Source organism: Mannheimia granulomatis (assembly GCF_011455695.1).
Lineage (GTDB): Bacteria > Pseudomonadota > Gammaproteobacteria > Enterobacterales > Pasteurellaceae > Mannheimia > Mannheimia granulomatis_A.
This window is the reverse complement of record NZ_CP015030.1, coordinates 1875804-1902492: the sequence shown is the minus strand read 5'-3', so window position 1 is coordinate 1902492 and position 26689 is coordinate 1875804. Positions and strand designations below refer to the sequence as shown.

The window sequence follows — 26689 nt, the reverse complement described above, 5'->3', positions numbered from 1 at the left end:
TAAATAGATAATTATGCAATTTCTGCCTGTGAAATTTGTTTTAGCAGCGATTTATACATATTACTGCCATCGTGTTCGTTCACCTTAATTTCAACTAAGGTAACACCTTTACGAGCATAAGCATGTTTGAGTTTGGTTTTTAAATCTGCCCAAGTAAACGGACGGATATATTCAATGCCAAACATGGTTGCAACCTGTGCAAACTCAAAGTTGTGGGCTAGACGATAATATTGGTCTTTTGCCTTGTTATCAACAGGTAACATATCAAACATGGCTCCACCGCTATTGTTTACCACAAATAGGATAGTTGGTTGAGTGATCTTAGTTAAAAGAGCAATAGAATTAAGATCATGTAGAGCGGAAATATCACCAACTACACCCACAGTTGGTCGATCGCTTCCCTTCGCTACACCTGCCATGGTCGCAATTAAACCATCAATACCGCTGGCACCACGGTTAGTGTAAACCGGATAGCCTTCAGGCAGTTTACATAGCGCATCAACCAAACGGACAAATAAACTGTTGCCGATGAATAAGTTACCATTCACCGCCAACACGTCTTGAATATTGTGTGCCAGTGAAGCCTCACTTAAACTGCCGCCTACTTGTTGTTCAATAAAAGTCGCACAGAATTGTGATAATGCTAATGGCTCAAGTAACCATGGTTTTTGACGAAGTGGCGGATGCACTCGTAAAAAGTGGTGTGCTTTGGCGATAAAGCGTGTTTGATGATGAGCATTTGGATTAATGTAATTTTGCGATTCATCTACTACCCAATATTCACCTTGGAAGGCTTTTAAAAATTCATTGACTCGTTTACTGACAAGCTGTGTACCGAATTGAATAACAATATCCGCTTGTAGTAAACGCTGTTTGACTGTGTCATTTGAAAGCCAAATATCCGCGTAAGGTAGGCTTGCTTCAATACAAGATTGCACGTCACTTAGCAAGCACCAGCCCATTGTCTCCGCCCAAGTTTTTAAGCCGGTACCTTGCTCAGGAGGCAGTTTGCCAACAATAATGACCCCTCGTTTTGTACGCCAGTAATCCCAATTTTCGTGCATAGAAACTTCACTTTGGATACTTTGCTGGTCAATCCATTTGGTTTGTGAATTATTTAACCAACCTTGAATCGGACGTAACCAAGGCGTATTAAGAATCTCGTTAATGTCTGCTTCATACAGCGGTTCTTCAAACGGGGCATTGATATGTAATACACCACCCTGTTGTGTTTGGGTAGTACAAGCCTGTTCAATCGTTGAAACCAACCAACTTGCATTATAAGCCTCGTTAGCTTTAGGTAAATTGATACTTGCTACCGGATAATCGGCAAAAATACCTTGTTGAAAAATAGCTTGGTTAACGCCACAGCCGATTAATTCCATGGGACGATCAGCAGACAGAATAATTAATTTTTGATGACTAAGGCTGGCTTCAATAACTGCAGGATATAAATTGGCGACCGCAGTTCCTGAGGTAACGATAATCGCCACCGGGCTATTGGTTGCTTTAGCAATACCTAGGGCATAAAAGCCTAATCCTCGTTCGTCAAAGTGAGTGTGACATTCAGCATATTGTGTTTGTTGAAGTTGTACTGCTTCAAGCGTTAAAGGGGTTGAGCGAGAGCCGGGGGCAATACAGAAATGTTTGACACCATAACGCATTAACGCACTTAAAATTACTTTTGCCCAAGTGCGGTTAAAAGAACTTCTATTCATATTCTTCTCTACTGATTGATAAGTCCGATAAATAGCTCAAATTGTAGCAAAAAGTTAAATTATTTTGGGAAGTTTTTAGCAAAATTATTGGGTTTTTAATGAAACAACCACCCAAAATAACTTAAGTATAACGGGTGGTTGTTTTAATAGAATTGGTAAAAAATTTCTTAAAAGAAACCGCTTGTATTAGCGTTAATCTATCTTAATTAATCCCAATCCAATTCGGCAATGCCAACGAAATCGCTGGAATATAAGTAATCAGCACCAAGAAGCTAAGCAAAATCAGCAACCACGGCATTGCGGCTTTCACTACGTCAGCCAACGGCATTTTTGAGACTGCTGATGCAACAAACAGATTCAACCCAATTGGTGGAGTAATCAAGCCGATTTCCATATTCACCACCATAATGATCCCGAGATGAATTGGGTCAATACCTAATTGCACTGCAATTGGGAATAAAATTGGTGCAAGGATTAAGATAATCGCAGACGGCTCCATAAAAGCACCAGCAATCAGCAACACAATGTTTACCACCAGCAGGAACGTCCACGGCTGTAAGTTCCATTCTACAACGGTTTCCGTAATTAACTGTGGAATTTGCTCGGTCGTTAAAACGTGGGCAAATAACATGGCGTTAGCGATGATAAACATTAACATCACACTTAATTTTGCCGATTCTAACAACACTTTCGGGCAGTCACGCAGCTTCACGTCTTTATAGATAAAGACTGCCACAAACCACGAATAGACCGCAGCCACCGCAGCTGCTTCGGTTGGGGTGAAGATACCGCTGTAAATACCACCTAAGATGATGACCATTAACAGCAAGCCCCAAATTGCTTTACGAGCCGCGGCAAACCATTCTCTAACAGTCGCACGTGGTTGAGCTGGGAGATTTTTAATGCGAGCAACAATATAGATTGCAACCATTAACACCACACCGAGTAAAATCCCCGGCACAACCCCTGCCATAAACAGTTTACCAACGGAGGTTTCGGTTGACGCGGCGTAAACCACCATGACCACAGACGGCGGAATTAAGATCCCAAGTGTGCCGGCATTACAGATAATCCCTGTGCCAAAACCAACCGGATAACCTGAACGCACCATGCCCGCAATCGCAATTGAACCAACTGCGGCAACCGTTGCCGGGCTTGAGCCTGAAAGGGCGGCGAACAGCATACAGGAAAGCACGGCAGCAATCGCCAAACCACCACGAATATGTCCAACAGTTGCATTGGCAAAGTCGATCAAACGTTTTGCCACACCACCTGTAGTCATAAATGCACCGGCAAGCAGGAAGAACGGGATCGCCAGTAGCGTATAGTGTTCGGAGGTTTCAAATAGTTTAATCGCCAACGAACTCACCGAGTCTTGGCTGAAAAACATAATGGTAACAGCTCCTGATAAACCGAGCGAAATCGCAATCGGCACACCAAGGAACATCAAAATAAAGAGTAAGCTAAACAGCACTAAAATCGTCATTATTCTTCTCCTTGTGCCAGTTTCAACGCATCTTCGCTCTCATCTGCCAAGCCTAAGCCGACCTGTTTGCCTTTGAGAATACGCACTAAAATTTCAATAAAACGAATACCGATTAAGGCAAACCCAACCGGCATAATTAAGCCGATATGCCACTGTTTGAGGTGGAACTGGTGTAGATCTTCTGCCCCAATATCTGCCACATACATGGCTGAAATCCACTCGTAGCTGGCACTGGCAATCAAGGCGGCATACACCAAGCAAGCCCCCACTGCAACCAAACCGATCACTTTCTGTCCTGAACGGGAGAAGCGTTTAACTAATACATCCACACCGATATGCCCTGCAGTACGCACGCCGTAAGATGCTCCGAAGAAGATCAACCAACCGAAGCACGCTTTTGTTAAGGCGACACTCCAAGTCATCTCCTGTGCAGTTTCCATAATCCATTCGCCAATCGGCTCAGCGAAACCGGCGGTAAACGGCACGGCTTCGGCTAAATCAAAAAAGACATTGTAGAGGTTGTTGAACACGACATAAAAGAACGTCACGAGGGTCATCACCATCAACAAAATAGAGATGGCACACTCCTCAATCCGTTCCCAAAACCACTTTAACGCAGCCATTTTTTACTCCTAAAATGTAAAAACCTTATCGTAGGGGGAGCCTGCCCAAATCACTCAAATTTGCAGAAAATTTCAATAAATTCACCGCTTGCGGGCGGGTTAAAAACCGCCCCTACACATAACTTTCACATTATTAATAAAAACAAGAATGCGACAGCCCCGAAAAGCTACCGCATTCGCTCAAAAGAACAGCAGAAATTACTGTTTATTCGCCGCTTCGGCAGCTTTGATTAAATCTGCACCAATGGCATCTTCAAATTGCTTCCACACCGGACGCATCGCTTCACGCCATTTTTCACGTTGCTCTGCAGTCAATTCAACAATTTGTGAGGCGCCTGAATCTACAATTTTCTTCTTATCTGATTGGTTCAGCTCGTGCGACTGTTTATTCACTTCCACCGACACTTCATCTAAGATTTTGCTCAGCTCACTACGGATATCTTCCGGAATTTTGTTCCAGAATTCGGTGTTCACGATAACCATATAGGAGAGCAAGCCGTGGTTAGATTCTGTGATGAATTTTTGCACTTCGTGGATTTTTTGTGAGTAGATGTTTGAATACGGGTTCTCTGCACCATTTACTACGCCGGTTTGTAAGCCTTGATACATCTCACCGAATGCCATTTTACGTGGTACGGCTTTGATCGCTTTGAACTGGGCATCTAACACTTCAGACGCTTGCACACGGAATTTCAAGCCACGCGCATCTTTCGGCTCACGCAACTCTTTGTTGGCAGAAAGTTGTTTTAAGTCGTTATTCCAGTAAGAAAGACCGGTAATGCCTTTGTCTTCCATTGATTTCAGCAAGGATTTACCCGCTTCAGACTGCTCAAAACGCTCAACGGCTTTGATGTCGTCAAATAAGAACGGCAGATCGAAAATCTGAATTTTCGGCGTATATTTATCGAATTTCGCCAGAGAAGGCGCAAGCATTTGCACGTTGTTTAACAGTAACGCTTCCATCTCTTTACCGTCTGCATAGAGTGAAGAGTTCGGATACACTTCCACTTTCACTTTGCCCGCCAAACGCTCGTCCACCAATTTTTGGAACATCAACGCCCCCTGACCTTTCGGGGTTTCGTTGGCAACCACGTGGGAGAATTTAATGACGATAGGATTATTTGCCAGTGCCGTAAGAGAAGAAAAAGAGAGTGCCGCACCCACAGTTAATGCGACCATAGCTTTTTTAAGATGTTTGCTTAACATAATTCACTCCGTTAAATAGGGGTTAATAATATTTCGTAATTTGCCTGACTTTTAGAAAAAGTAAATAAAAAATTTCTAAAAATTTGAGCTACCTCTCAAAATTTTTACATTTTTTTTACTTTATTTGCAGCTTGGATGGGAGTGATGAGAAATTATAGTAGGCTGATTCAATATTGGCATAAACCAGCCTTTTTATATTAGAAACGGGTAGCTAATTGGAAAATAACTACTTCAGCTTGGCAGCTGAATTTGAAATGTGCATTGAGTTCAACACCCTCTGCAACAGGGCGGATTTCACTTGTGATTTCACAAGGCTCACTCTGGATATCTCGAGCTTTTTGGATAAATTTTTCAAGGGCAGTTTGGGCTTCGATTTCGTTTTCATAGATGCGTTGAATCTTAGCAGTAGTTTCACTATTGTCTAGAATTGAGCCGACGTCAAAGGTGTTGCACCCTTTGCATTCAATGGGTTTGTCGTTTTTCATAAAAGTATCCTTGTAAATTGATTGAAAAGTGCGCTTACTTTAAAACTAAATGTGTTGAGGTGCAATCTTGAAGTAGTGATAATTTGATTTAGATAGAATTTTAAAGCGCTGAGTTTTCCGGTGAGAGATATTTGCAAAAAATCTTGTTTTTTTAACCGCTTGTTATGCTTGATCTAGAGTGAATATTCAAAGTGAGAAGGTTAAGTTGAAAAATTCTCCACTTTATCTTAATTCTGTGATGATGATCACGGATTGTTTTTTTTAAATTCGTTATGCTTCGCCTTAAGTTGTTTATGATAAACAATCAATATATATCTATACTAACAAGAGGTGATCTCCTATGAAGAAAGCAGTATTAAGTGCAGTAGCAGTGGCAGTTGCATTAAGTGCAACTATCAGTACCGCTCAAGCTGAAAATCGCATCGGTGTAACTATCTATAAATATGACGATAACTTTATGGCGTTAATGCGTAAAGAGATCGAAAAAGAGGGAGCAAATCAGAAAGTCAATTTGTTAATGAATGACTCGCAAAATACTCAATCTATTCAAAATGACCAAGTTGATGTATTGCTTTCTAAAGGGGTGAAAGCCTTAGCAATTAACTTAGTTGACCCTTCTGCATATAAAACGATTATCCAAAAAGCAAAAGGTGAAGATGTACCTGTGGTGTTCTTCAATAAAGATCCAGGTGCTGCAGCGATTGAAAGCTATCCAAAAGCTTATTATGTCGGTACTGAGCCAAAAGAGTCGGGTATGATTCAAGGTGAGTTAATCGCAAAACAATGGAAAGCACATCCTGAGTTAGATTTAAACAAAGACGGTAAAATCCAATTTGCGTTGTTAAAAGGTGAACCGGGTCATCCAGATGCGGAAGCGCGTACCAAATATGTAGTTGAAAGCTTAAAAGAAAAGGGCATTGAAAGTGAGCAAATCTTTATGGATGCGGCTTTATGGGATGCAGCGCAAGCTAAAGATAAAGTAGATGCTTGGTTATCAAGTGGTAAAGCAAAGGATATTGAGGTGATCATTTCTAATAATGACGGTATGGCATTAGGTGCGTTAGAGGCGACTAAGGCACATGGTAAAAAATTACCGATTTTTGGTGTAGATGCACTGCCTGAAGTGCTTCAATTAATCAAAAAAGGTGAAATTGCAGGTACTGTGTTAAATGATGGCGTAAACCAAGGTAAAGCGGTTGTTCAACTTTCAGCAAATTTAGCTGACGGTAAAGACGCTGTTGCTGGTACACAATGGAAATTAGAAAACCGTGTTGTACGTATTCCTTACGTTGGTGTAGATCAAGATAACTTAGCTGAATTTTTAAAATAATTAACATTTTATGGCACGGGTAATGGTTACTCGTGCCTTTTTTTCGAGTTTTCGATGTAATCAGGGGTGAGATATGACAGGCGAAGTATTACTCACAATGACGAATGTTAGTAAGTCGTTCCCGGGGGTTAAAGCCTTAGACCGCGCTAACTTAACGGTAAAATCTCATAGTGTTCATGCCTTAATGGGAGAAAATGGGGCGGGCAAATCCACTTTGCTTAAATGCTTATTTGGAATTTATGCTAAAGATGAGGGTGATATTTTATTTCTCGGTAAGCCGATAAATTTTAAAACTTCAAAAGAAGCGCTTGAAAATGGGATTTCAATGGTTCATCAAGAGCTGAACCTCGTTAAGCAGGTGACTGTAATGGATAATTTATGGTTAGGTCGTTATCCATTAAAAGGTCCTTTCGTTGATCACGATAAAATGTATCGTGATACCAAAGCTATTTTTGATGAATTAGATATTGATGTTGATCCGCGTGATAAAGTCGCGAAATTATCTGTTTCGCAAATGCAGATGATCGAGATTGCTAAAGCCTTCTCTTATAATGCCAAAATTGTGATTATGGATGAGCCAACCTCTTCTCTGTCTGAAAAAGAAGTAGAACACTTATTTAAAATTATTCAAAAACTGAAAGACAGGGGCTGTGGCATTATCTATATTTCTCATAAAATGGACGAAATTTTCAAAATTTGTGATGAAATTACTATTCTTCGAGACGGTAAATGGGTAAATACGGTTGCCATTAAAGATACCTCAATGGAACAAGTGGTTTCAATGATGGTAGGACGAGAACTAACACAGCGCTTCCCAGAAAAAACCAACGTACCGAAAGAGGTAGTGCTGGAAGTTGAGCATTTAACCGCAAAGAATCAACCTTCAATTCAAGATGTTAATTTTACCTTACGGAAAGGGGAAATTTTAGGTATTGCCGGTTTGGTTGGAGCAAAACGAACTGATATCGTCGAAACAATTTTCGGTGTGCGGGAAAAAGCCGGTGGTACGGTCAAATTACACGGTAAAGAGATTAATAACCGTAATGCTTTTGATGCTATCAATAATGGTTTTGCTTTGGTAACGGAAGAACGCCGCTCTACGGGCATTTATGCCAACTTGAGCATTGAATTCAATTCTCTCATTTCAAATATGAAGGCTTACCTAGGGAAATTTGGTCTGCTTAGCACGAGAAAAATGAAAAGCGATACTCAGTGGGTTATTGATTCAATGAATGTGAAGACCCCTTCACATCAAACACATATCGGCTCACTCTCTGGTGGTAATCAACAAAAAGTCATTATTGGACGTTGGCTATTAACCCAGCCGGAAATTTTGATGTTGGATGAACCAACCCGTGGTATTGATATTGGTGCTAAGTTTGAAATTTATCAGCTTATTTTGGAATTAGCGAATAAAGATAAAGGTATCATCATGATTTCATCGGAAATGCCAGAATTACTGGGTGTGACAGACCGAATTTTAGTAATGAGCAATGGTAAGGTTGCAGGTATTGTTGACACCGCCAAAACCTCACAAGAAGAAATCTTGCAACTCGCAGCAAAATACTTATAACAGGAGTGAATTATGTCCGCTTTACAACAAAATAAATCGCTCGATTTTTTTAAACAAAATGCGATTTACTTCGTCTTATTAATCTTATTAATTGTGATTATTGTACAAGACCCGAGCTTTTTAAGTTTACGCAACTTTAGTAATATTTTATCGCAATCCTCGGTTCGCTTAATTATTGCACTTGGTGTTGCCGGTTTGATTGTGACTCAAGGTACAGATTTATCTGCCGGTCGCCAAGTAGGGTTAGCGGCGGTAATTTCAGCAACTTTGTTACAATCAATGGAAAATATGAATAAAGTTTTCCCAAATTTAGGCGAAATTCCAATTCCGGTGGTGGTTTTAACTGTTTGTGCGATTGGGGCAGTAATTGGCTTGTTTAACGGTTTTGTTGTTGCATACCTAAATGTTACCCCCTTTATCGCCACAATGGGAACGATGATCATCGTTTATGGTATTAACTCACTTTACTATGATGCGGTTGGTTCGTCACCAATTGCCGGTTTTAGTGATGATTTTTCAAGCTTTGCTCAGGGTTTTTTCCGTTTTGGTGAGTTCAAGTTATCTTACATCACTATTTATGCGGCGATTGCCACCCTCATTATGTGGACACTATGGAACAAAACCCGCTTTGGTAAAAACGTCTTTGCCATTGGTGGCAACCCGGAAGCTGCCCGTGTATCAGGGGTAAATGTACCACTGAACTTAATGTGCATTTATATGCTTTCAGGCGTATTCTATGCCTTCGGCGGTATGTTAGAAGCCGGCCGTATCGGCAGTGCAACCAACAACCTCGGCTTTATGTACGAAATGGATGCAATCGCAGCCTGTGTTGTAGGTGGTGTATCCTTTGCCGGTGGCGTGGGCACAATCATTGGCGTGGTAACAGGGGTATTAATCTTCACCGTTATCAACTACGGCTTAACCTACATCGGTGTAAACCCTTATTGGCAATATATCATCAAAGGTGGCATTATCATCTTAGCGGTGGCGATTGACTCGCTCAAATACGCGAAGAAAAAATAGATAATCACAACACTAAGAAAGCTAACCTTCGGGTTAGCTTTTTGCTTTTAGGGACTACAAGCGGTTAAATTTCCTAAAAAATTTGCAAAAAAATCCCAAAAAAAGACCGCTTACAGGCTATAATAACCAGTATTTTTCAACAATTTTTGAAATAATTAGTAGAGATAACGTTATGACAACAAAATTCAACGTAAAAACGTTCCAAGGAATGATTTTAGCCCTGCAAGATTACTGGGCAAGCAAAGGCTGCACGGTGGTGCAGCCATTTGATATGGAAGTGGGTGCAGGTACATCACACCCGATGACCTGTTTGCGTGCGTTAGGCCCTGAGCCAATGGCGTTTGCCTATGTGCAGCCGTCCCGCCGCCCGACTGACGGTCGTTACGGCGAAAACCCGAATCGTTTGCAACACTACTACCAATTCCAAGTAGTGATTAAACCATCGCCGGACAATATTCAAGAACTCTATTTAGAGAGCCTGAAAATGCTCGGCTTCGACCCAACCCAAAACGACATCCGTTTCGTGGAAGACAACTGGGAAAACCCAACGCTTGGTGCTTGGGGCTTAGGCTGGGAAGTGTGGCTGAACGGTATGGAAGTGACCCAATTCACCTACTTCCAACAAGTTGGCGGCTTGGAATGTAAACCGGTAACGGGTGAAATCACCTACGGTTTAGAGCGTTTAGCGATGTACATTCAAGGCGTGGATAGCGTCTATGACCTCGTGTGGTCGGACGGCGAACTGGGCAAAACCACCTACGGCGACGTGTTCCACCAAAACGAAGTGGAGCAATCGACCTACAACTTCGAATATGCCGATGTGGATTTCCTATTCCAATGCTTCGAACAGTACGAAAAAGAAGCTCAATACCTGCTTGGCTTGGAAAAACCGTTACCACTGCCGGCGTACGAACGCATTTTAAAAGCGGCACACAGCTTTAACTTGTTAGACGCTCGCAAAGCGATCTCCGTGACCGAACGCCAACGCTACATTTTACGCATTCGTGCCTTAACCAAAGGCGTGGCGGAAGCGTACTATGCCAGCCGTGAAGCGTTAGGCTTCCCTGGTTGTAAAAAATAAGGTAAGGGGGAGAAAATGAAACTTTGGTACTCAACCACCAGCTCATTCGCCCGCAAAGCGGTGGCGACATTAAAATATCATCAACTTGAACAGCAAGTCGAACTGCTGCGTATTACCAATTCATTTGACCCCGACTCGCCACACAACCAAGACAACCCGTTAGGGCGTATTCCGGCATTGCAAATGGAAAATGGTGACTGGCTGTTCGGCAGTTTTTTGATCAGTCAGTATTTAGACGAAATGGGCTCGCAGCCAACGCTTTTCCCAAAAAATGAACAGCGTTGGCGTGTGCTGAGTTTGCACGCCTTAGTGGAAGGGATTTTGGAAAATACCACGCCCACGATTGTCACCGAACGCCGTTTTCGCCCTGAAAATGAGTGGTGGAAAGCACGTCATCAGCAGCTCATGGAGCGTAACATCCGCAGCTTTGCCCAGCTTGAAGAAAAGCTCGCCGAGTTTGGCGATGAACTCAATATCGGCACATTAACCGCCGTCTGTTTAATTGATTGGTGGCAGTTCCGCCCGGAGAATACCGGCTACGATTTAGCAAAAAATTTCCCAAATCTGACCGCTTGGGCAGCAATGATGAACGAGAAATACCCTGCACTGAGGGCAACGAAACCAACGGTATAAAGGAATCCTCATGACAAAACCGATTTTATACTTCGCCCACTGGTGTCCTGACACCGAGCCTTTTGTTGCAGAACTGGAACGTTTGGGCGTGGAATTTGACGAGTGCGACATCACCAAAGGCGGTTCAACCCTCAAACCGTTTTTACGCCTGAGAGACCAACACCCCGCCTTTGATAACGCCAAAGCCAACGGCTATATCGGCATTCCAGCGTTGCTGTTGGAAGGGGATAAAGTGGTGTTGGAGTTAGCTGAACTGGAAGGGATTTTTGGCTAACAAGCGGTGAAATTTAGCGGAAATTTTGCAAACTATATAGTGACAGTATTCGTTGCTTGAAAGAAGTCATCAGGAAAAGAAAAAAATTCTTATCCTATTAAAATATATTAAGTAAGAGAGTATTTTATGGAAAATAATGTAGCTTCCTTTTCTAATAGTTTAGAAAATATAGAAGGAATATCAGATTTATCTTTTTTTGACATAGATAACAAAAATGATAAAGCTGGGACATTTAGTTATGAGGACTCAAAATTTGGATTTTTTGATAGCGTATTGGATGGTCAAATTAAAATTGGTATATTCACTCTTTTCCTGCAAACCAATTATAAAATTAAAGAATCATTGGATAACAACCTTGAGAATATATTTAACAATCTTAAGGATGAAATAAGTAATTTTCCTGCAGTTAAAGTAACTCTAAATATGGATAATGGCATCTTTAATCTAGATGCTCAAATCCAAATTCCTTATTATGAGAGTGAAAATAGTAGAGATAGTATAATAAAAGCTGCTCTCGATATGCTTATAATAATTAAAGCAAGAATTACCTTTTTTGCCATTCAGCATATTCTTGAATAAAGAATGAGGATATGTTATGTGGGAAAAAATTGGGGTTTCTCTAGGCACATATATATTAGTAATTATAGTGTATGGTGTTATTTCCTATTTTTGGGACTTAGATGGTAAGCTATCTTTCTTTATTACTGAAATATTACGATCAAACATATCTCTTGATGTTGTTAAGTTTTTCTTATTTAACATATCTACAATTATGTTAAGTGAAAGATTTTATAATAAACCTGATAGTAAAGAGAATGTATCTTCTTCCCTGAAAGAAAAACATGATGAATTATTATTAAAACTTAATAATATTAATGACAATTACAATAAATTAGATAGCATTCATAGAGATCTCAAAGAAAATCACACTAACTTAGAAAAAGAATATGAAAAATTAAAAGAAGAATATGGTAATTTGAAGCAAAACTTGATAATAATAATGCAAGATTACTCAGCTATATTTGTTAATCTTGAAGTAAGAGCTAAGATTCATCAGAAAATGATTAAGCATTTGGAGAGTATAAAAAGCCATTTAAGCACTCATGAAATAAAGGCCATTGAAAATAACTATATAAATATACAAGATATAGTTAATAATTTTGCAAATAGAAAAGAAGCAACTTTAGATCAGATTAAAAGTAGTTCATTTAATAAAATAGGTTTGTAGAACGTTATGAATTTAACACAAAACTTCCTCGCCGAGATCGGCACAGAAGAGCTGCCACCGAAGGCGCTCAAAAAATTAGCGACCGCATTTGCGGAGAATGTTGAACAAGAACTGAACCAAGCGGGTTTATCATTCGAGAAAGTCGAATGGTTTGCCGCACCACGCCGTTTGGCAGTAAAAGTGCTGGGTTTGGAGGACGCTCAACCGAGTAAAGAAATCGAGAAACGAGGCCCTGCGGTGTCGGCGGCGTTTGATGCCGAAGGCAAGCCGACCAAAGCCGCAGAAGGCTGGGCGAAAGGCTGTGGGATTACCGTTGAGCAAGCCGAGCGTATCGCTACCGACAAGGGCGAATGGTTGGTACACCGTGCCGTGATTGAAGGTCAGCCGACTAAAAATCTGCTGGTCGATATTATCGCGAAATCCTTGGCAAATCTACCAATTCCGAAAACGATGCGTTGGGGTGATAAAACCGAGCAGTTCGTCCGCCCAGTACATACCGTAACCCTTTTATTCGGTGCGGAGCTGATTGAAGGCAATATTTTAGGCGTGGCGAGCGGTCGTACTATTCGTGGACACCGTTTCCTAGGCGAGCGTGAATTTACCATCGACAACGCCGACCAATACCCACAGCTACTGAAAGATCGTGGTTCAGTGGTGGCAGATTTCAACGAGCGTAAAGCATTGATCCTTGCAAAATCCCAAGAAAAAGCGACCGCTTTGGGTGGCGTGGCAGATATTGAAGAAGACTTGTTAGACGAAGTGACTTCATTAGTCGAATACCCGAACGTGCTAACCGCTAAATTTGAAGAGCGTTTCCTTGCCGTGCCGGCGGAAGCCTTGGTTTACACGATGAAAGGCGACCAAAAATACTTCCCGATTTACGACAAAGACGGCAAATTGTTACCGCACTTTATCTTCGTTTCCAATATCAATCCGGACGATCCGAGCAAGATCATCGAAGGTAACGAAAAAGTCGTCCGCCCACGTTTGACCGATGCGGAGTTCTTCTTCAAAACCGACTTAAAACAGAAATTAGAAGATCAATTACCACGCCTTGAAACCGTGTTGTTCCAACAACAGCTCGGTACATTGCGTGATAAAACTGCTCGCATTGAATCGCTTGCTGGCGAAATCGCCGCTCAAATCGGGGCAGACCAAACCAAAGCGAAACGTGCTGGTCTCCTTTCAAAATGCGACCTGATGACCAATATGGTGTTTGAATTTACCGACACCCAAGGGGTAATGGGTATGCACTATGCCCGAGCGGACGGCGAAGATGAAGAAGTGGCGGTGGCGTTGAACGAGCAATATATGCCACGTTTTGCAGGTGACAACTTGCCGAACAGTCTAGTGGCTTGCTCGGTGGCGTTGGCGGATAAATTCGACACGCTCACCGGGATTTTCGGTATCGGTCAAGCACCGAAAGGCAGCGCCGACCCGTTCGCTCTACGCCGTGCGGCATTAGGTTCTCTGCGTATTATTGTTGAGAAAAACCTACCGTTAGATTTAGCTGATATTATAAGTTCATCAATTACCTTATATAAGATCCAAGATGATCAGAGAAAAGCTAAATCGGAACCTGTAAGAGTTATGACAGCAGCTGATGAGTTAGTGCAGTTTGGAAAGAATAAAGAAGGCAAATACGGAAGTCATGAGCGACTAGTAAATGAAGTAGTAGACTTTATGCTCGGTCGCTTCCGTGCATGGTATGAAAGCGAAGGCATTGCAGTGGATGTAATCCAATCTGTGCTTGCCCGCCGTCCGACCAAACCTGCCGACTTCGATGCCCGTGTGCGTGCGGTGTCTCACTTCCGTACGCTTGAAAGCGCAGAAGCTCTTGCTGCGGCAAATAAACGTGTCAGCAACATTTTAGCGAAAGCGGATATTGCGATTGGCGACATTGATCTTTCAGCTTGTGTAGAACCAGCGGAAAAAGCGTTGGCGGAAGCAGTTATTGCGTTGAAATCCGAAGTACAACCGTTAATCGCACAGGGCGACTACACGGCTGTGCTGGATAAACTGGCGAACCTCCGCCAGCCGGTTGATGCGTTCTTTGACGGCGTGATGGTAAATAGTGAAGACCAAAAACTGCGCCAAAACCGTTTAGCGATTTTAAGCACGCTGCAAGGCTTGTTCCTGCAAGTGGCGGATATCTCGCTGTTGCAATAATTGCAAAATTTTCCTGAAAACAGACCGCTTGCAAGCGGTCTGTTTTGTCTAGAATTTTACCAAAGGATTATTTCAATTTCGGTTTATTCACCATAATTTCAATAACTTGTTTGTCGGTGTATTGCATGCTACGAGAGGCAATGCTGCATAGGTTGTTGATAGAGCGATCGATATCGTGTTCGACAATGCCTTCATTTCCGGTTACTTGGCTATTGTCCATCGACATGAGTATAGATTTGTAACTAGAGCTGACGCTGGTAGATACTTTCATTGCACAGCTATTGGATGCGCCATCACAGATTATTCCGCTGATATCTCCAATCATACTACTAATTGCCATACTAATATTTTCAAATTTCCCTGTCAGTAACCATGCAACCCCGGCACAGCTTCCCATAGCAGCAGTGGTAACAGCGCATAGTGCAGATAATTTAGGTAATTTACTGTGAATATAAATTGCCATTAAATGAGAGAGAAAAAGAGCGCGAATGCGTTTCTCTTCATCGATATTTAAATGGCGGGCAACAACTACAACAGGCATTGTGGCGGTAATACCTTGATTACCGGAGCCGGAATTACTCATTGCCGGTAAACTTGCGCCGCCCATTCGGGCATCAGAGGCTGAGGTGGTCTCAATGACAATACGGTTAAGTAAATCATCGCTGATTAAGCCTAAGCCAATTTGTTTTTGTAGTGTACGTCCGATATGTAATCCATAATCGGTACGCAAACCTTCTTTTGATAGTGCAGAGTTTAATTGTGCCGCTTGCTCGATAAAGCGAATTTTTTCTAACTCAATGTTCATCGAAAAATCGAAAATATCTTTTGCCGAAAGTGAGGTAAATATTTCCGTAATATCGTCATTATTCACTGCACAAGGCTTACTTAAAATTGTTTGACCGTTTTTTTCAATATAGATGACATTAGTATGATGTTCTGCAATACGAACACATACACGTTGAGTTTTGTAAAACAATGTTGCTTCAGAATATAGAATGTGTTCTGTTTCAAAAATCGATACCGACACTTTATCATCACTTAGCATTGCTTTGGCTTGCTCAACTTGAGCAGGCGTAATGTTTTTCAGCACTTCTAAACCGCCATGAGGATCGCCACCGATAGCCCCTATTGCAGCAGCCATTGGGAGTCCAACGGTTGCTGTGCCCGGTACGGTAACCCCCATGCCATTTTTCATTAAATTAGGAGAAACTTTTTCTTCAATTCGCTCCGGCAGATGACCTAAATATTGGCGTGCAATTGCTGAAGCTAAGGCGAGAGAAATAGGCTCTGTACAACCTAATGCAGGAACAACTTCATGGTTAACTGCACGCAGAATGGCTTGTTCTAATTTTTCACAGCGAATATTCATAGATAGAACCTTATTACTCTAAAAATGTTAGGAATGGTGAAATACATAATAAAATACCGGTTATGATAATAATATTGAGTGCTAACCCTTTATATTTAAATAATGCAGGCACTTTGTAAACTAAATAGGCAGGAATTAAACAGCCAACTAAGCCGAAAATCGGGCTACAGATTGAGGTAAAGCTTAATACCGGTGCATTTAGGACTATTGCACTCCATGCGAGTAGGATAGAGAATACCATAATACCTTTTTGTACGTAATTAGGATTGATTTTTTCGGCAGGAAATTTTCTTAATAATAGATTCATGACAATGCCCTGTGTTGCTTCTCTAAATCCTAAATAAACACCGAAGAAAGCGGTCATGACTGCAAAGATATTTAATGCGACACCCACATAGGTTGCCCAGCTACCTGGAAAAAACTGTGCGGCAATGGCTAATGCAGAGACATTTTGTTCATAGGCTTTTAGTGCTTCTTCTCGACCCATTGCAAGCGTAAAAGAGACAGCGTAAAAGAAAACGGTAACAAATAGAATGGCAAACGCAATATTCATGGCACGTAATGCTTTGTAACGGGCAACTTCTCGTGATTGTTCTTTAGCACGGTAGGAAATAACCATTGGGCTGAGTGTTTGTAAAAATAGGATTGAGGTGAGTGTGAAAGGTAGTGTGATAATTGCGTCTTTTATTAGTTTTCCAGTTGGAGGTAATGCCCCTATATTATGTAGTTTCCACATGCCAACCATTGCGATTCCTAAAGCTGCGACAACTAAAAGTTTTGTCAGAACCATAAAGGTCGATATTTTAAAGAGTAGCTTTTCACCTCGGGACGATAGCGCAACTAGGATACATATTAGTATTAAACCGTAAAATGGGTTATCAGAGAGCAGAGTATCTGTTATTCCAAACGTAAGAAGATAAGAGGCACTGTCGTTGGTTATTGCTATTGAGTAAACAAACACCCAGATTACTAACATAATAAAATAGAGTATACCTAAGAATATTCCCCAGTTTTTTCCTAAATAACCGCTAATGACTGTCGGATAATCTCGGCATTCCGGAGATTCTGCTAGAGTATTAATAAAAAGTCGTTGAAACAGATACATGGCAGGATAGCCAATCACAGAGGAAAGCAGGAAAACCCACATTCCCATAAGTCCTACTTGAACGGGTAAGAATACAATTCCTGCCCCGATAGCCATTCCTATACTCATAATGATCCAGCCAAAATCAGTTGAATCAAATTTTGTTGCCTGCTTGAATTCAGCAGGTGAGAGTTTTTGAGTATCCATAGATTCTCCTTAGCTAGTATAAATTAAGCATTATTTTTAAATTCTCTTAAGTGTTTATAAATAGCATGACTGGTTAGAGAGAGCTTTTCTGCAACAAGGGGAACAGCTTCTTTGAGCTCAAATATTCCATTTTCAAACAAATAGAAAATAATGGATTTTTTATAGAGTTTTGAATTTTTCGCAGTATGTTGCTCAATCTCATTTATTGCTTTAAGAAAAGTTTCTTCAATGAGTTCTTTCGGATTCGTAATAAAGCTTTCACTTTTATAATGGGGAGGAATAGGATCACTAGCCATAAAAGAACTAATCGTTTTATCTAGTGGAGTAGATAAATTCAAATTAATACAGAATAAACCGATAGGTTTACCTTTATGACCAATAATAATATGAGTGGTAGATTTAATTAAGTTACCATTATTTAACCGTGAAAAGTAAACTTGCTCAGTGTTTTTTTTCTCTTTTTGGTAAAGTTTTAGTAACTGTAATCCTTTATCTGTAATAGGAGAGCCAACTTCACGGTTTGTATGATGCCCATTGATAATTTTGATAATTGACTTTTCGTATGCATTAAGAGAATGAATAACTACTTCGCAGAATTCACCTAGCAAGCTTGCAATAGCTTCACTTAATGAAAAGTAAGACAGCATAATTTCTTTATCGGCATCATCAAGGTAATCTAATTTATCTAACATATTTTCCCCTTTTATTTTGGTGAATTATAATAATTTGTTTATTTGGGTCAATTAAATTTAACTTTAATGACAGGGAAAAGTAATGATTTTTTGACTATGATCATGTTTTAGTTAGGAATATAGAGGACAAACCAAATAATATTAGCATTCGGAAAAGTGGCAAATTTGAGTTATCTTGATTAAAATGGTATATAGAGCTTATAAAGGAAGGAAAATACAATGTCAGTAAAAACCGAAGTTTTGTTTAGTAATCATTGGAATGTACGAGTGAGCGATCCGGGCTTTGAAGGCTCGATTAGCCATTATTTTGAGACTGTTTATATTACGCTTGAAGCTCATATTAACGATGAAAATATTCAATATGAATTTACTCGTAAGGTGGAAGATGAAGTAAAAATTCACCGCAGTTTTACCGATATTGATGAATTATTTGAGTTTTTAGGCGAGTATTTAAGCTCTGTTGCACTCGGTAATGTGGGTGTTCGCATCGGGCTGTTGAGCTTAGTGTAATAGTTGATTTCATAACTTACATGAGAAATGTATATGAAAAAATATTTAATGCCATTATTGGCAGTGGCAGTCTTAGCTGGATGTTCTTCAGTGCAGAATTCAGCACAGGGTAGTATTCCTCCTGGGATGAAAGCTATTGATGCAGATGCACCTAAAGGTGCATTATATGAGGGTAGTTTAGCAAATAAACAGCTGATGAATGATGTACTATTCCCTGCATATTCTTTTGCTTCTTCATCAAATTGTGATAAAGCAGTAGATGTGAAATCTTATTTATCTCAAGAGCCAAAGGGCTCAAAACAAGAATTCTCTTGGCAAGAAATTTGGCAATTTAAATGTCAAAATGGTAACAAAGTTCCAGTAAATATTACCTTTACCTCTGTAGAGGGTAAAGGCACTTATTACGTTATAAAATAATTACAGCTACAGTGGGCAGTTTACTGCCCATTTGCAAAATTTCCTTAAAACTCAACCGCTTGTAGCCCCCTTCTATGCAAACAAATAATCCACTTTTCCAACAAACTCAGCCCTATTGGGATTTTCTGCGAATTGAAAAGCAGGTGAGTCCGCATACCTTGAGCAACTACCAACGCCAATTAGCTGCGGTGAGCGAGCTTTTTTCACAGGCTGGTATCGAAAGTTGGGAAGAAGTGGAAAGTAGCTCGGTACGTTGGATGTTAAGCCAAAGCCATAAACAGGGCTTGAGTGCGAAAAGTATCGGTTTGCGATTGGTGGCATTAAGACAGTGGTTTGCCTATTTAATTAAGGTTGGGCGAATGAATGCTAATCCAACTCTTGGTGTGAAGTCACCTAAAGTAGGCAAGCATTTACCAAAGAATATTGATGCAGAGCAAGTAGGGCAACTTCTTACGATTGAAAGTGATGAGCCAAGCGATCTGCGTGATATTGCGATGATGGAGCTGATGTATAGCTCAGGATTGCGTTTATCTGAGTTGCAAGGTCTGAATTTAGGCGATATGGATTTATCGGCGAAAGAAGTTCGGGTGCAAGGTAAGGGCAGTAAAGAACGAATCGTGCCGATTGGCTCTAAAGCGTTAAATGCCCTTCAACGTTGGCTTGAGGCGCGGGGGCAGTTTAAGCCACAAGATAATTCAGTGTTTTTGAATAAACGAGGAGGGCGTTTATCGCACCGTTCAATTCAGCTGGTGATGCAGAAGTGGGGTGAACGGCAGGGGCTGGAAAGCCATTTGCATCCGCACAAATTACGCCATTCTTTTGCTACCCATATGTTGGAAGCGAGCGGTGATTTACGAGCAGTACAAGAGTTGTTAGGACATAGCAGTCTTTCTACTACTCAAATTTACACCCATTTGGATTTTCAACACCTTGCAAAAATTTATGACTCAGCACACCCAAGGGCGAGAAGAAAGAAAGAAGATTAAGGTTTCATGGGCGTTGGTTCAAGAGTTTTCATTTTGCAAAAGAAGTACCAATATTGAATAACTACAAGCACGGCTAAGGCTATTTTTCCACCTATGTGAGGCAATGAGATAAAGGCAAATAGCGTAAACGGAAACGCAATTGCCAAAATTGTGATTTTTTGTTTCATTGTCATTGCCCGTTTTTCATCATATTCCTGCAGATATTTTTTATAAAGCTTGGTTTGGATAAACCATAGACGAATTCTCTCCGAACCTTTAGTAAAGCAAAACAAGGCCAAGAGTAAAAAAGGAGTGGTTGGTAAACCCGGCAATATTGCACCAATAATGCCAAGACCAATACAGATAAAACCGGATATGATATAAAGTAATTTCATGAAAGCTAAATTATTGAGAATGAATCGCAATTATCCTAAAGGAAGTTTGCTTTGATTTCAACAGTTTATAGCAATGAATGCAAGCGGTCTATTTGTCAGATATTTTTGCAAATAGGAAATAAAAAAACCTGTTGAATACTCAACAGGTTTAGATATTGGCGGAGGAAGTGAGATTCGAACTCACGGAGGGCGTTAACCCTCGCCGGTTTTCAAGACCGGTGCATTCAACCGCTCTGCCATTCCTCCGGGTTGAAAGTCTATTAAATTGTTGTTCTCTTAAAAGAGAAAATCTGCTGATAACAATCAGCAGACTCTAAATTCGATGGCGGAGGAAGTGAGATTCGAACTCACGGAGGGCGTTAACCCTCGCCGGTTTTCAAGACCGGTGCATTCAACCGCTCTGCCATTCCTCCGTTGAAAACGCTTGCAATAATAGAGATTTATCGAATAATCGTCAAGCAATAAATCTGAAAATCAGATTATTCGTTCTTTTTTTCAGCATAAATTATTTTTTTATCAGCCAAATGCCACTTTCTATGTGATGAGTGTAAGGGAACTGATCGAATAATGCTGCCTTTTCAATACGATGGGTTTGGCATAATTGCTGTAAATTTGCCGCTAAAGTTTCAGGATTGCATGAAATATAGAGAATACGCTCATAAGCTTGTACCATATTAAGCGTATCTTGATCCAAGCCTGCCCGTGGCGGGTCGACAAAAATGGTATTGCAATCATAGGCTTTTAAATCAATGCCTTTTAAGCGATAAAATTCACGCACGCCATTCATTGCTTGGGTAAATTCTTCTGCCGACATTCGGATAATCTGTAGATTATTAATCCCATTTTGCTCAATATTATATTGAGCTGACTGCACTGAAGATTTTGAAATTTCAGTTGCCAGCACTTTGCGGAAATTTTCTGCTAGGGCAATAGAGAAGTTGCCGTTACCACAATAAAGTTCCAGTAAATCACCTTGGCTGTTTTTAGTACAAGTTCTTGCCCATTCCAGCATTTTGATATTCATTTCCGCATTTGGCTGGGTGAAACTGTTTTCCACTTGGCGGTAAATATAGTTTTTGCCGTGAATCGGTAAAATTTCTTCCACATAATCGCAATCTAAGGCAATTTTTTGTTTGGTTGCCCGCCCAATGAGCTGTACTTTAAAACCTTGATTTTGTAATCGGGTTCTTAAGCTTTTTGCCTGTTCAATCCAATCATCAGTAAGCGTTTTATGATAGAGCAATGACACCGCAATTTCACCGCTGAGCGTGCTTAAATAATCAATTTGGAACAGCTTTCGGGTAAGCTGCTCATTGCCTTTAATTTCCGCTAACAGCACTGTCATCATGTTATTGATAAGTGTGCTTGCAATCGGGAAACTATCTACACGATAACGCTCTTTCGTCTCTTGATTGAACATAATATGGTAGATCTCACCGTTATCATGCCAAACCCGAAATTCCGCTCGCATACGGAAATGGTTGGGCTTAGAAGAAAAAACTTCTAATGCCGGAGGATTAAAAGGCGCAAGTAAAGCGGTCAGATTTTCTGTTTTTTTTGCAAGGAGATCGGAATATTGTTCGATAGGGAGTGTCATTTTTTACCACAATATAGAAAACGAAAAAACAAACCACGAATTGCTTCGTGGTTCTTTAATTAGATTATTCAGCTGCACTAAAATCATCACCAACATCACTACCGGCATTACCGGAAAGTGTGTAGATTCGTTTGCTTGCACTTGTTAGTGAACGGTATTTTAACCAGGCTTTTTCAATTATGCTTTCTGCCGTTTCTTCACCTTTCATTACTGCCACAAAACGTTTTTCTTCTGCTGTAGCAGGTTTGCGTTCACCGGTTTCTAAAGCTAAGCAAGCTTGACCAAATTGCTCTAAAGTTTGTGATTCGCGAATGGTGTAATCACCGTGACGAGAGAAGCCGCGAGGGTAATTTTTATCATCAAAAAAGCGACGTGTAACGCTAAAACTATCTGCCATAATATGCCTCATTGTTTTTTATTGGAACTTGGGAAAAGAAAAATCGGGCGTACATTAAAACAAAAATAGAGAATAAATCAATGATTTAATGCAAAAAGCGGTTAAATTTCCCCGATTTTTCGCAAATTTTGTGAATTTGCTTTGTGTGAGAATTAAGCAAGATCTTTCATTAGTATGATTTAACGTTCAATTTTTAAACGGATCATGTCAATAAGATCTGAAATCTCTTGAGTGGGCGCTTTTTCTTGCAGCATGACCCAACGAAATAATTCTGGATCGGTATAGCTTAACATTTGTACAAATGCTAGTTGTTGGCTCTCGTTGAGTTCATCAAAATGGTTTTTATAAAATGGCATAATCATTTTGTCTAACTCACGCATACCACGGCGACATTCCCACTCTAATTTAAAACGATTAATTTCAGCCATTATTTTACCTCATTAATGCGGAGCTCTTTCGGCACTTCAAATACAATATTTTCTTCATTGCCGACTAAGGTTTCTACTTCTGTTACGCCTAAGGTTTTCAGATGAGAAATCACTGACTGAACTAAGACCTCTGGTGCAGAAGCGCCGGCGGTAATGCCAATTGTCTTTACGCCGTCTAACCAAGCTGGGTCAATATCTTGTGGACCGTCAATTAATTTTGCCATTACCCCCATTCGAGACGCTAATTCTGCTAAACGATTGGAGTTTGATGAATTTTTTGATCCTACTACTAAAACGAGCTGTGATTGCTCGGCTAACTCTCTTACTGCCTGCTGGCGGTTGGTAGTAGCATAGCAAATATCGTTTTTACGTGGGCCTTGAATTGCGGGATATTTCTCTTTTAACGCATCAATGACCCCAATGGTATCATCAATTGAGAGGGTAGTTTGCGTCATAAAAGTGAGTTCGTCGTTATTGGAAATAGGGAGCTTGGCGATATCTTCGACCGACTCAATCAAATAAATACCACCTTCTTCATTATCATATTGCCCCATCGTTCCGATAACTTCAGGATGCCCTTCGTGACCGATTAAAATTGCTTTTGTCCCTTTTCGACTGGCACGAGCAACTTGCATGTGTACTTTAGTTACTAACGGGCAAGTTGCATCAAAGACTTTTAAGCCACGATTTTTTGCCTCTTGGCGAACTGCTTGTGAAACACCGTGAGCAGAGAAAATCACAATTGCACCATCCGGCACTTCATTTAACTCTTCTACAAAAACGGCTCCTTTGGCTTTTAGTCCATCCACCACAAAGCGGTTATGTACTACTTCATGGCGAACATAAATGGGCGCTCCGTGAATTTCTAAGGCAAGCTCTACAATCGAAATAGCTCTATCTACGCCTGCACAGAAACCACGAGGATTTGCTAATAAAATTTTCATCTAATCACTCTTACCTTGTTTCTCTTTTTTGTTTGTAAAGGCTTCTACCAGTAGTAAGCCGGCACCCACACAAATAGCAATATCTGCGATATTAAATACAGGATAATGGTACACATCCCAATAAAAATGAAGAAAATCAACCACATAACCATGATAAGCACGGTCAATGGCATTGCCGATGGCTCCGCCAATAATTAATGCATATGCAGAATTTTCCAATTTTTTGACCGCTTGATTTTTAAATAGGGCAAAGATTAATGCCGCTGAAATAACGATTGCCAGCCCTAAAAAGAAATACTTTTGCCAGCCGGAATGATCGGCTAGAAAACTAAAAGCAGCCCCGTAATTGCGGGCATAAGTTAAGTTGAAAATCGGTAGAATATTAATGCTTTCCCCAAATTCAAAATTTTTAACTACAATATATTTTGACCATAAATCCAAAATAATGGTTACGAGGCTAAGCCATAACCAACTAAGACCTGTTTTTTTCATTGTATCCTTTCTATTTAATATTAAATTGCATCTTCATTTTCTTCGCCGGTGCGAATACGAATTACACGGCTGACATCATACACGAAAATCTTGCCATCGCCGATTTTGCCTGTTTGGGCAGTCTCCATAATAGCTTCGATACATTGTTCTTCCAGCTCATCAGGCACAACAATTTCAATTTTCACTTTGGGTAAAAAATCAATGGCATATTCTGCACCACGATAAAGCTCGGTATGTCCTTTTTGTCTGCCAAAGCCTTTGATTTCGGTAATACTCATTCCTGTAATACCGACATCGGTTAAGACCTCACGTACATCATCTAATTTAAACGGTTTGATGATTGCTTCAATTTTTTTCATCGTTATTCCTATTTCTCTCTACGAGCTGATTTCGGACGGAAACTTTCGCACACTTGCGGATTGGTTTCGACATAAATTTCACTTAAAAGTTGTAAACAGTATGGCACGGCACTAAAAATGCCTTTTACTAATACTTTTCCGTTTTCATCTTTTACACCTTCCAGTGTTTCTTTAATTGCTTTAGGTTGCCCGGGAAGATTTAAAATCAGACTCTCGTGGCGAATTACGCCCACTTGGCGGGAGAGAATTGCTGTCGGCACAAAATGTAGGCTTACTTGTCGCATCTGTTCGCCAAAACCGGGCATTTCCCTGTGGGCAATCGCAAGGGTCGCATCGGGGGTTACATCCCGTTTGGCAGGCCCTGTACCACCGGTAGTTAAGACTAAATGGCAGGCGTGAGTATCCACTAACTCGATTAAGGTTTGCTCAATAACAGCTTGTTCGTCAGGAATTAAACGCTTTTCCAGCTCAAATTGTTCGATGAGTGCAGATTTCAACCAAGCCTCTAATTCAGGAATACCTTGGTCTTGGTAAACCCCTTGTGAGGCCCGGTCAGAAATTGAGACCAAGCCGATTTTTAATTTTTCTTTGTCTAATAATTTACAAGCGGTCATTTTTTCTCGCCTTTTTGCAACTCTTTTTTATCCGATTCACTTAAGTTTGATAGTGCCATATTGAAACTGCGTTCAACAGTAACTTTACGAGGATCTTCATCAGGTAAGAGCTTTAACATCATTCCCCAAGTCATCGCGGCCATTTTGAAATCTTCTTTTTCAAAAGAATGGAATGCAAGTAGGCTTAAAGCATTAAAGTTCGTATGATCCTTACGGATAATGTCTCTTAGCAATGTTTCACCTTGTTTTTTATCTTCTTGTGCTTCAGAGAAAAGCAATAGTTGTGCGTGACTTAACTGATAATCTAAGTTATCCGGTTTTAACTGGGCAGCTTTGCTGAAAGCATCATGGGCTAATTGCCCATCATCTAGTGCCATCCCGATTTGACCCAACATATACCATTTTTGATCATCTGCCGGATTTTTTTGTAAATCTACACGCAATGCCATCGCAAATTGGTTCATTTCTTCGCTGCTAAGCGGATTGGTATCTTCAGTTTTTAGACGCTCATAAAAATAGGCTAATTTTTGGTGAGAAGTATCCAGCATTGAGCTTGAGAACCATGAACCAACGCTACTATAAACGGCAAAGCTTACTCCACCGACAAGTATAATCAGCGAAGCCAGCCAAGCTTTGCCAAATTTGAGCGTTGAGTGTGTGCTGTTTTGTTTTGTATCGGGAATATCATCAAGTAGGTTTTGTTGTAGCTCTAGCTTGGTTTGCTCAGGATCATCAATTACGCCTTCGTTTGCCTCATTTTCCACTTCTTTTAAGCGGTCAAAATAAAAGGCTTTATTAAGGCTATCCCGCTTAGTGTTGCTAATTGTTTTATTCTTTTTGAGCAAAGGATGAAACGCTACTATACAAACAATTAATGTGATTAAGATAATCGCCAGCCAGAAATTCATTACTCATCCTTATTTAAAATTTGGTTTAAACGATTTTGTTCGTCTTGATTTAAATTCCGTGTTTGTTTTGCAAAATTTTGATCAGAATTGACCGCTTGTGGTTTGGCTTTTTTTCTTCGCCAGACAATACCAAGCCCTAGGAAAATAAGCAATAACGGCAGAATCCATAACATTAATGTTGCAGGGGTCATTGGCGGATTGTAGGTGACGAAATTGCCGTAACGTTCAACCATATAATCCACTACTTCACTTTTACTTTTGCCTTCTTTCAGTAATGCTAAGGTTTTTGCCCGCATATCAGTTGAAATGGTGGAGTTTGAGTCCGCAATATTGTTGTTCTGGCATTGCGGGCAGCGTAATTCTTGAATTAAAGCTCGATAGTCTGCCTCTTGCTGCGGATTATCGAATTGATGTATTTCCACGGGAGCAGCGGTAGCGACAACTGTGGCAAACATAAAGATTAACGGTAAGGCTTTTTTCAT

At 40.5% G+C, this 26689-nt stretch carries 30 protein-coding genes and 2 tRNA genes; 12 read left to right on the top strand and 20 right to left on the bottom strand.

Features of this window, described 5'->3' with window-relative positions; genetic code table 11:
* Nucleotides 1-11: 11 nt before the first annotated feature.
* The 5 genes from menD to A4G16_RS09120 form a co-directional block, all read right to left on the bottom strand.
* Nucleotides 12-1718 carry a 2-succinyl-5-enolpyruvyl-6-hydroxy-3-cyclohexene-1-carboxylic-acid synthase gene (gene menD / locus A4G16_RS09140; protein WP_165889608.1) on the bottom strand — a complete coding sequence of 569 codons (1707 nt, stop codon included), beginning with the start codon at nt 1716-1718 and terminating at the stop codon, nt 12-14.
* Between the two features lie 202 nt (nt 1719-1920).
* Nucleotides 1921-3204, bottom strand: a complete 1284-nt coding sequence (gene dctM / locus A4G16_RS09135) for a C4-dicarboxylate TRAP transporter large permease protein DctM (RefSeq protein ID WP_165889607.1) — start codon at nt 3202-3204, stop codon at nt 1921-1923.
* A complete protein-coding gene (locus tag A4G16_RS09130; protein WP_165889606.1) occupies nt 3204-3827 on the bottom strand; it encodes a TRAP transporter small permease in 624 nt (207 codons plus the stop codon). Before A4G16_RS09130 ends, dctM begins: the two co-directional genes overlap by 1 nt.
* Nucleotides 3828-4025: 198 nt before the next feature.
* Nucleotides 4026-5033, bottom strand: coding sequence for a TRAP transporter substrate-binding protein (locus A4G16_RS09125; protein ID WP_165889605.1), 1008 nt, complete (start codon nt 5031-5033; stop codon nt 4026-4028).
* A gap of 197 nt (nt 5034-5230) precedes the next feature.
* The gene (locus A4G16_RS09120) at nt 5231-5518 is read right to left on the bottom strand and encodes a YfcZ/YiiS family protein (RefSeq protein WP_027073894.1); all 288 of its coding nucleotides are present in this window, start codon (nt 5516-5518) and stop codon (nt 5231-5233) included.
* Between the two features lie 340 nt (nt 5519-5858).
* Here A4G16_RS09120 and mglB point away from each other — a divergent pair, with 340 nt between their 5' ends.
* From mglB to glyS, 9 genes are all read left to right on the top strand, one after another.
* Nucleotides 5859-6848 carry a galactose/glucose ABC transporter substrate-binding protein MglB gene (gene mglB, locus A4G16_RS09115; RefSeq protein ID WP_165889604.1) on the top strand — a complete coding sequence of 330 codons (990 nt, stop codon included), beginning with the start codon at nt 5859-5861 and terminating at the stop codon, nt 6846-6848.
* Nucleotides 6849-6921: 73 nt separating this feature from the next.
* On the top strand, nt 6922-8421 hold the full coding sequence (gene mglA / locus A4G16_RS09110; protein ID WP_165889603.1) for a galactose/methyl galactoside ABC transporter ATP-binding protein MglA: 1500 nt from the start codon (nt 6922-6924) through the stop codon (nt 8419-8421).
* 12 nt (nt 8422-8433) lie between these two features.
* Nucleotides 8434-9444 carry a galactose/methyl galactoside ABC transporter permease MglC gene (gene mglC / locus A4G16_RS09105; RefSeq protein WP_165889602.1) on the top strand — a complete coding sequence of 337 codons (1011 nt, stop codon included), beginning with the start codon at nt 8434-8436 and terminating at the stop codon, nt 9442-9444.
* 172 nt (nt 9445-9616) lie between these two features.
* Complete coding sequence (gene glyQ / locus A4G16_RS09100) at nt 9617-10525, top strand: glycine--tRNA ligase subunit alpha (protein WP_165889601.1); 909 nt, start codon at nt 9617-9619, stop codon at nt 10523-10525.
* Nucleotides 10526-10540: 15 nt separating this feature from the next.
* Nucleotides 10541-11158, top strand: a complete 618-nt coding sequence (locus A4G16_RS09095; protein ID WP_165889600.1) for a glutathione S-transferase family protein — start codon at nt 10541-10543, stop codon at nt 11156-11158.
* A gap of 10 nt (nt 11159-11168) precedes the next feature.
* Nucleotides 11169-11432, top strand: coding sequence for a hypothetical protein (locus A4G16_RS09090; RefSeq protein WP_165889599.1), 264 nt, complete (start codon nt 11169-11171; stop codon nt 11430-11432).
* A gap of 126 nt (nt 11433-11558) precedes the next feature.
* Nucleotides 11559-12011: a hypothetical protein gene (locus A4G16_RS09085; protein WP_165889598.1), complete on the top strand. Its 453-nt coding sequence runs from the start codon at nt 11559-11561 to the stop codon at nt 12009-12011.
* A 16-nt stretch (nt 12012-12027) separates the two neighbouring features.
* Nucleotides 12028-12660 (top strand): hypothetical protein, encoded by a 633-nt coding sequence (locus tag A4G16_RS09080; RefSeq protein ID WP_165889597.1) that lies wholly within the window; start codon nt 12028-12030, stop codon nt 12658-12660.
* Nucleotides 12661-12666: 6 nt separating this feature from the next.
* Nucleotides 12667-14829 (top strand): glycine--tRNA ligase subunit beta, encoded by a 2163-nt coding sequence (glyS, locus tag A4G16_RS09075; RefSeq protein ID WP_165889596.1) that lies wholly within the window; start codon nt 12667-12669, stop codon nt 14827-14829.
* 67 nt (nt 14830-14896) lie between these two features.
* Here glyS and A4G16_RS09070 read toward each other — a convergent pair whose 3' ends face one another.
* From A4G16_RS09070 to A4G16_RS09060, 3 genes are read right to left on the bottom strand one after another with little or no spacing between them, the layout of a single operon-like run.
* Entirely contained in the window at nt 14897-16198 is a 1302-nt protein-coding gene (locus A4G16_RS09070) for a serine dehydratase subunit alpha family protein (protein ID WP_165889595.1), read from the bottom strand.
* Between the two features lie 13 nt (nt 16199-16211).
* Nucleotides 16212-17489: an amino acid permease gene (locus A4G16_RS09065; protein ID WP_165889594.1), complete on the bottom strand. Its 1278-nt coding sequence runs from the start codon at nt 17487-17489 to the stop codon at nt 16212-16214.
* 23 nt (nt 17490-17512) lie between these two features.
* Nucleotides 17513-18181 (bottom strand): helix-turn-helix transcriptional regulator, encoded by a 669-nt coding sequence (locus A4G16_RS09060; protein ID WP_165889593.1) that lies wholly within the window; start codon nt 18179-18181, stop codon nt 17513-17515.
* 219 nt (nt 18182-18400) lie between these two features.
* Here A4G16_RS09060 and A4G16_RS09055 point away from each other — a divergent pair, with 219 nt between their 5' ends.
* From A4G16_RS09055 to xerC, 3 genes are all read left to right on the top strand, one after another.
* A complete protein-coding gene (locus tag A4G16_RS09055) occupies nt 18401-18691 on the top strand; it encodes a DUF5377 family protein (RefSeq protein ID WP_165889592.1) in 291 nt (96 codons plus the stop codon).
* A 33-nt stretch (nt 18692-18724) separates the two neighbouring features.
* A complete protein-coding gene (locus A4G16_RS09050; protein ID WP_165889591.1) occupies nt 18725-19108 on the top strand; it encodes a lipoprotein in 384 nt (127 codons plus the stop codon).
* A 74-nt stretch (nt 19109-19182) separates the two neighbouring features.
* Complete coding sequence (gene xerC, locus A4G16_RS09045; RefSeq protein ID WP_165889590.1) at nt 19183-20094, top strand: tyrosine recombinase XerC; 912 nt, start codon at nt 19183-19185, stop codon at nt 20092-20094.
* Here xerC and A4G16_RS09040 read toward each other — a convergent pair.
* The 12 genes from A4G16_RS09040 to A4G16_RS08985 all read right to left on the bottom strand — a co-directional run bounded on the left by A4G16_RS09040 (nt 20091) and on the right by A4G16_RS08985 (nt 26689).
* Complete coding sequence (locus tag A4G16_RS09040; RefSeq protein WP_165889589.1) at nt 20091-20468, bottom strand: YbaN family protein; 378 nt, start codon at nt 20466-20468, stop codon at nt 20091-20093. The genes xerC and A4G16_RS09040 overlap by 4 nt on opposite strands.
* 156 nt (nt 20469-20624) lie before the next feature.
* Nucleotides 20625-20714 (bottom strand) — tRNA-Ser (locus A4G16_RS09035).
* 77 nt (nt 20715-20791) lie between these two features.
* A tRNA-Ser gene (locus A4G16_RS09030) sits at nt 20792-20881 on the bottom strand.
* Between the two features lie 92 nt (nt 20882-20973).
* Complete coding sequence (gene trmA, locus A4G16_RS09025; protein WP_165889588.1) at nt 20974-22065, bottom strand: tRNA (uridine(54)-C5)-methyltransferase TrmA; 1092 nt, start codon at nt 22063-22065, stop codon at nt 20974-20976.
* A 64-nt stretch (nt 22066-22129) separates the two neighbouring features.
* Nucleotides 22130-22462 (bottom strand): DUF413 domain-containing protein, encoded by a 333-nt coding sequence (locus tag A4G16_RS09020; RefSeq protein ID WP_027073910.1) that lies wholly within the window; start codon nt 22460-22462, stop codon nt 22130-22132.
* Between the two features lie 179 nt (nt 22463-22641).
* Nucleotides 22642-22890, bottom strand: coding sequence for a succinate dehydrogenase assembly factor 2 (locus A4G16_RS09015; RefSeq protein ID WP_165889587.1), 249 nt, complete (start codon nt 22888-22890; stop codon nt 22642-22644).
* A complete protein-coding gene (ispH, locus tag A4G16_RS09010) occupies nt 22890-23834 on the bottom strand; it encodes a 4-hydroxy-3-methylbut-2-enyl diphosphate reductase (protein ID WP_165889586.1) in 945 nt (314 codons plus the stop codon). Before ispH ends, A4G16_RS09015 begins: the two co-directional genes overlap by 1 nt.
* Nucleotides 23835-24326, bottom strand: a complete 492-nt coding sequence (lspA, locus tag A4G16_RS09005; RefSeq protein ID WP_165889585.1) for a signal peptidase II — start codon at nt 24324-24326, stop codon at nt 23835-23837.
* Nucleotides 24327-24346: 20 nt separating this feature from the next.
* On the bottom strand, nt 24347-24685 hold the full coding sequence (gene glnB, locus A4G16_RS09000) for a nitrogen regulatory protein P-II (RefSeq protein WP_027073914.1): 339 nt from the start codon (nt 24683-24685) through the stop codon (nt 24347-24349).
* An 8-nt stretch (nt 24686-24693) separates the two neighbouring features.
* Entirely contained in the window at nt 24694-25299 is a 606-nt protein-coding gene (gene mog / locus A4G16_RS08995; RefSeq protein WP_165889584.1) for a molybdopterin adenylyltransferase, read from the bottom strand.
* Complete coding sequence (ccmI, locus tag A4G16_RS08990; RefSeq protein ID WP_165889583.1) at nt 25296-26207, bottom strand: c-type cytochrome biogenesis protein CcmI; 912 nt, start codon at nt 26205-26207, stop codon at nt 25296-25298. The genes mog and ccmI overlap by 4 nt, the downstream gene beginning before the upstream one ends.
* The gene (locus A4G16_RS08985; protein ID WP_165889932.1) at nt 26207-26689 is read right to left on the bottom strand and encodes a cytochrome c-type biogenesis protein; all 483 of its coding nucleotides are present in this window, start codon (nt 26687-26689) and stop codon (nt 26207-26209) included. Before A4G16_RS08985 ends, ccmI begins: the two co-directional genes overlap by 1 nt.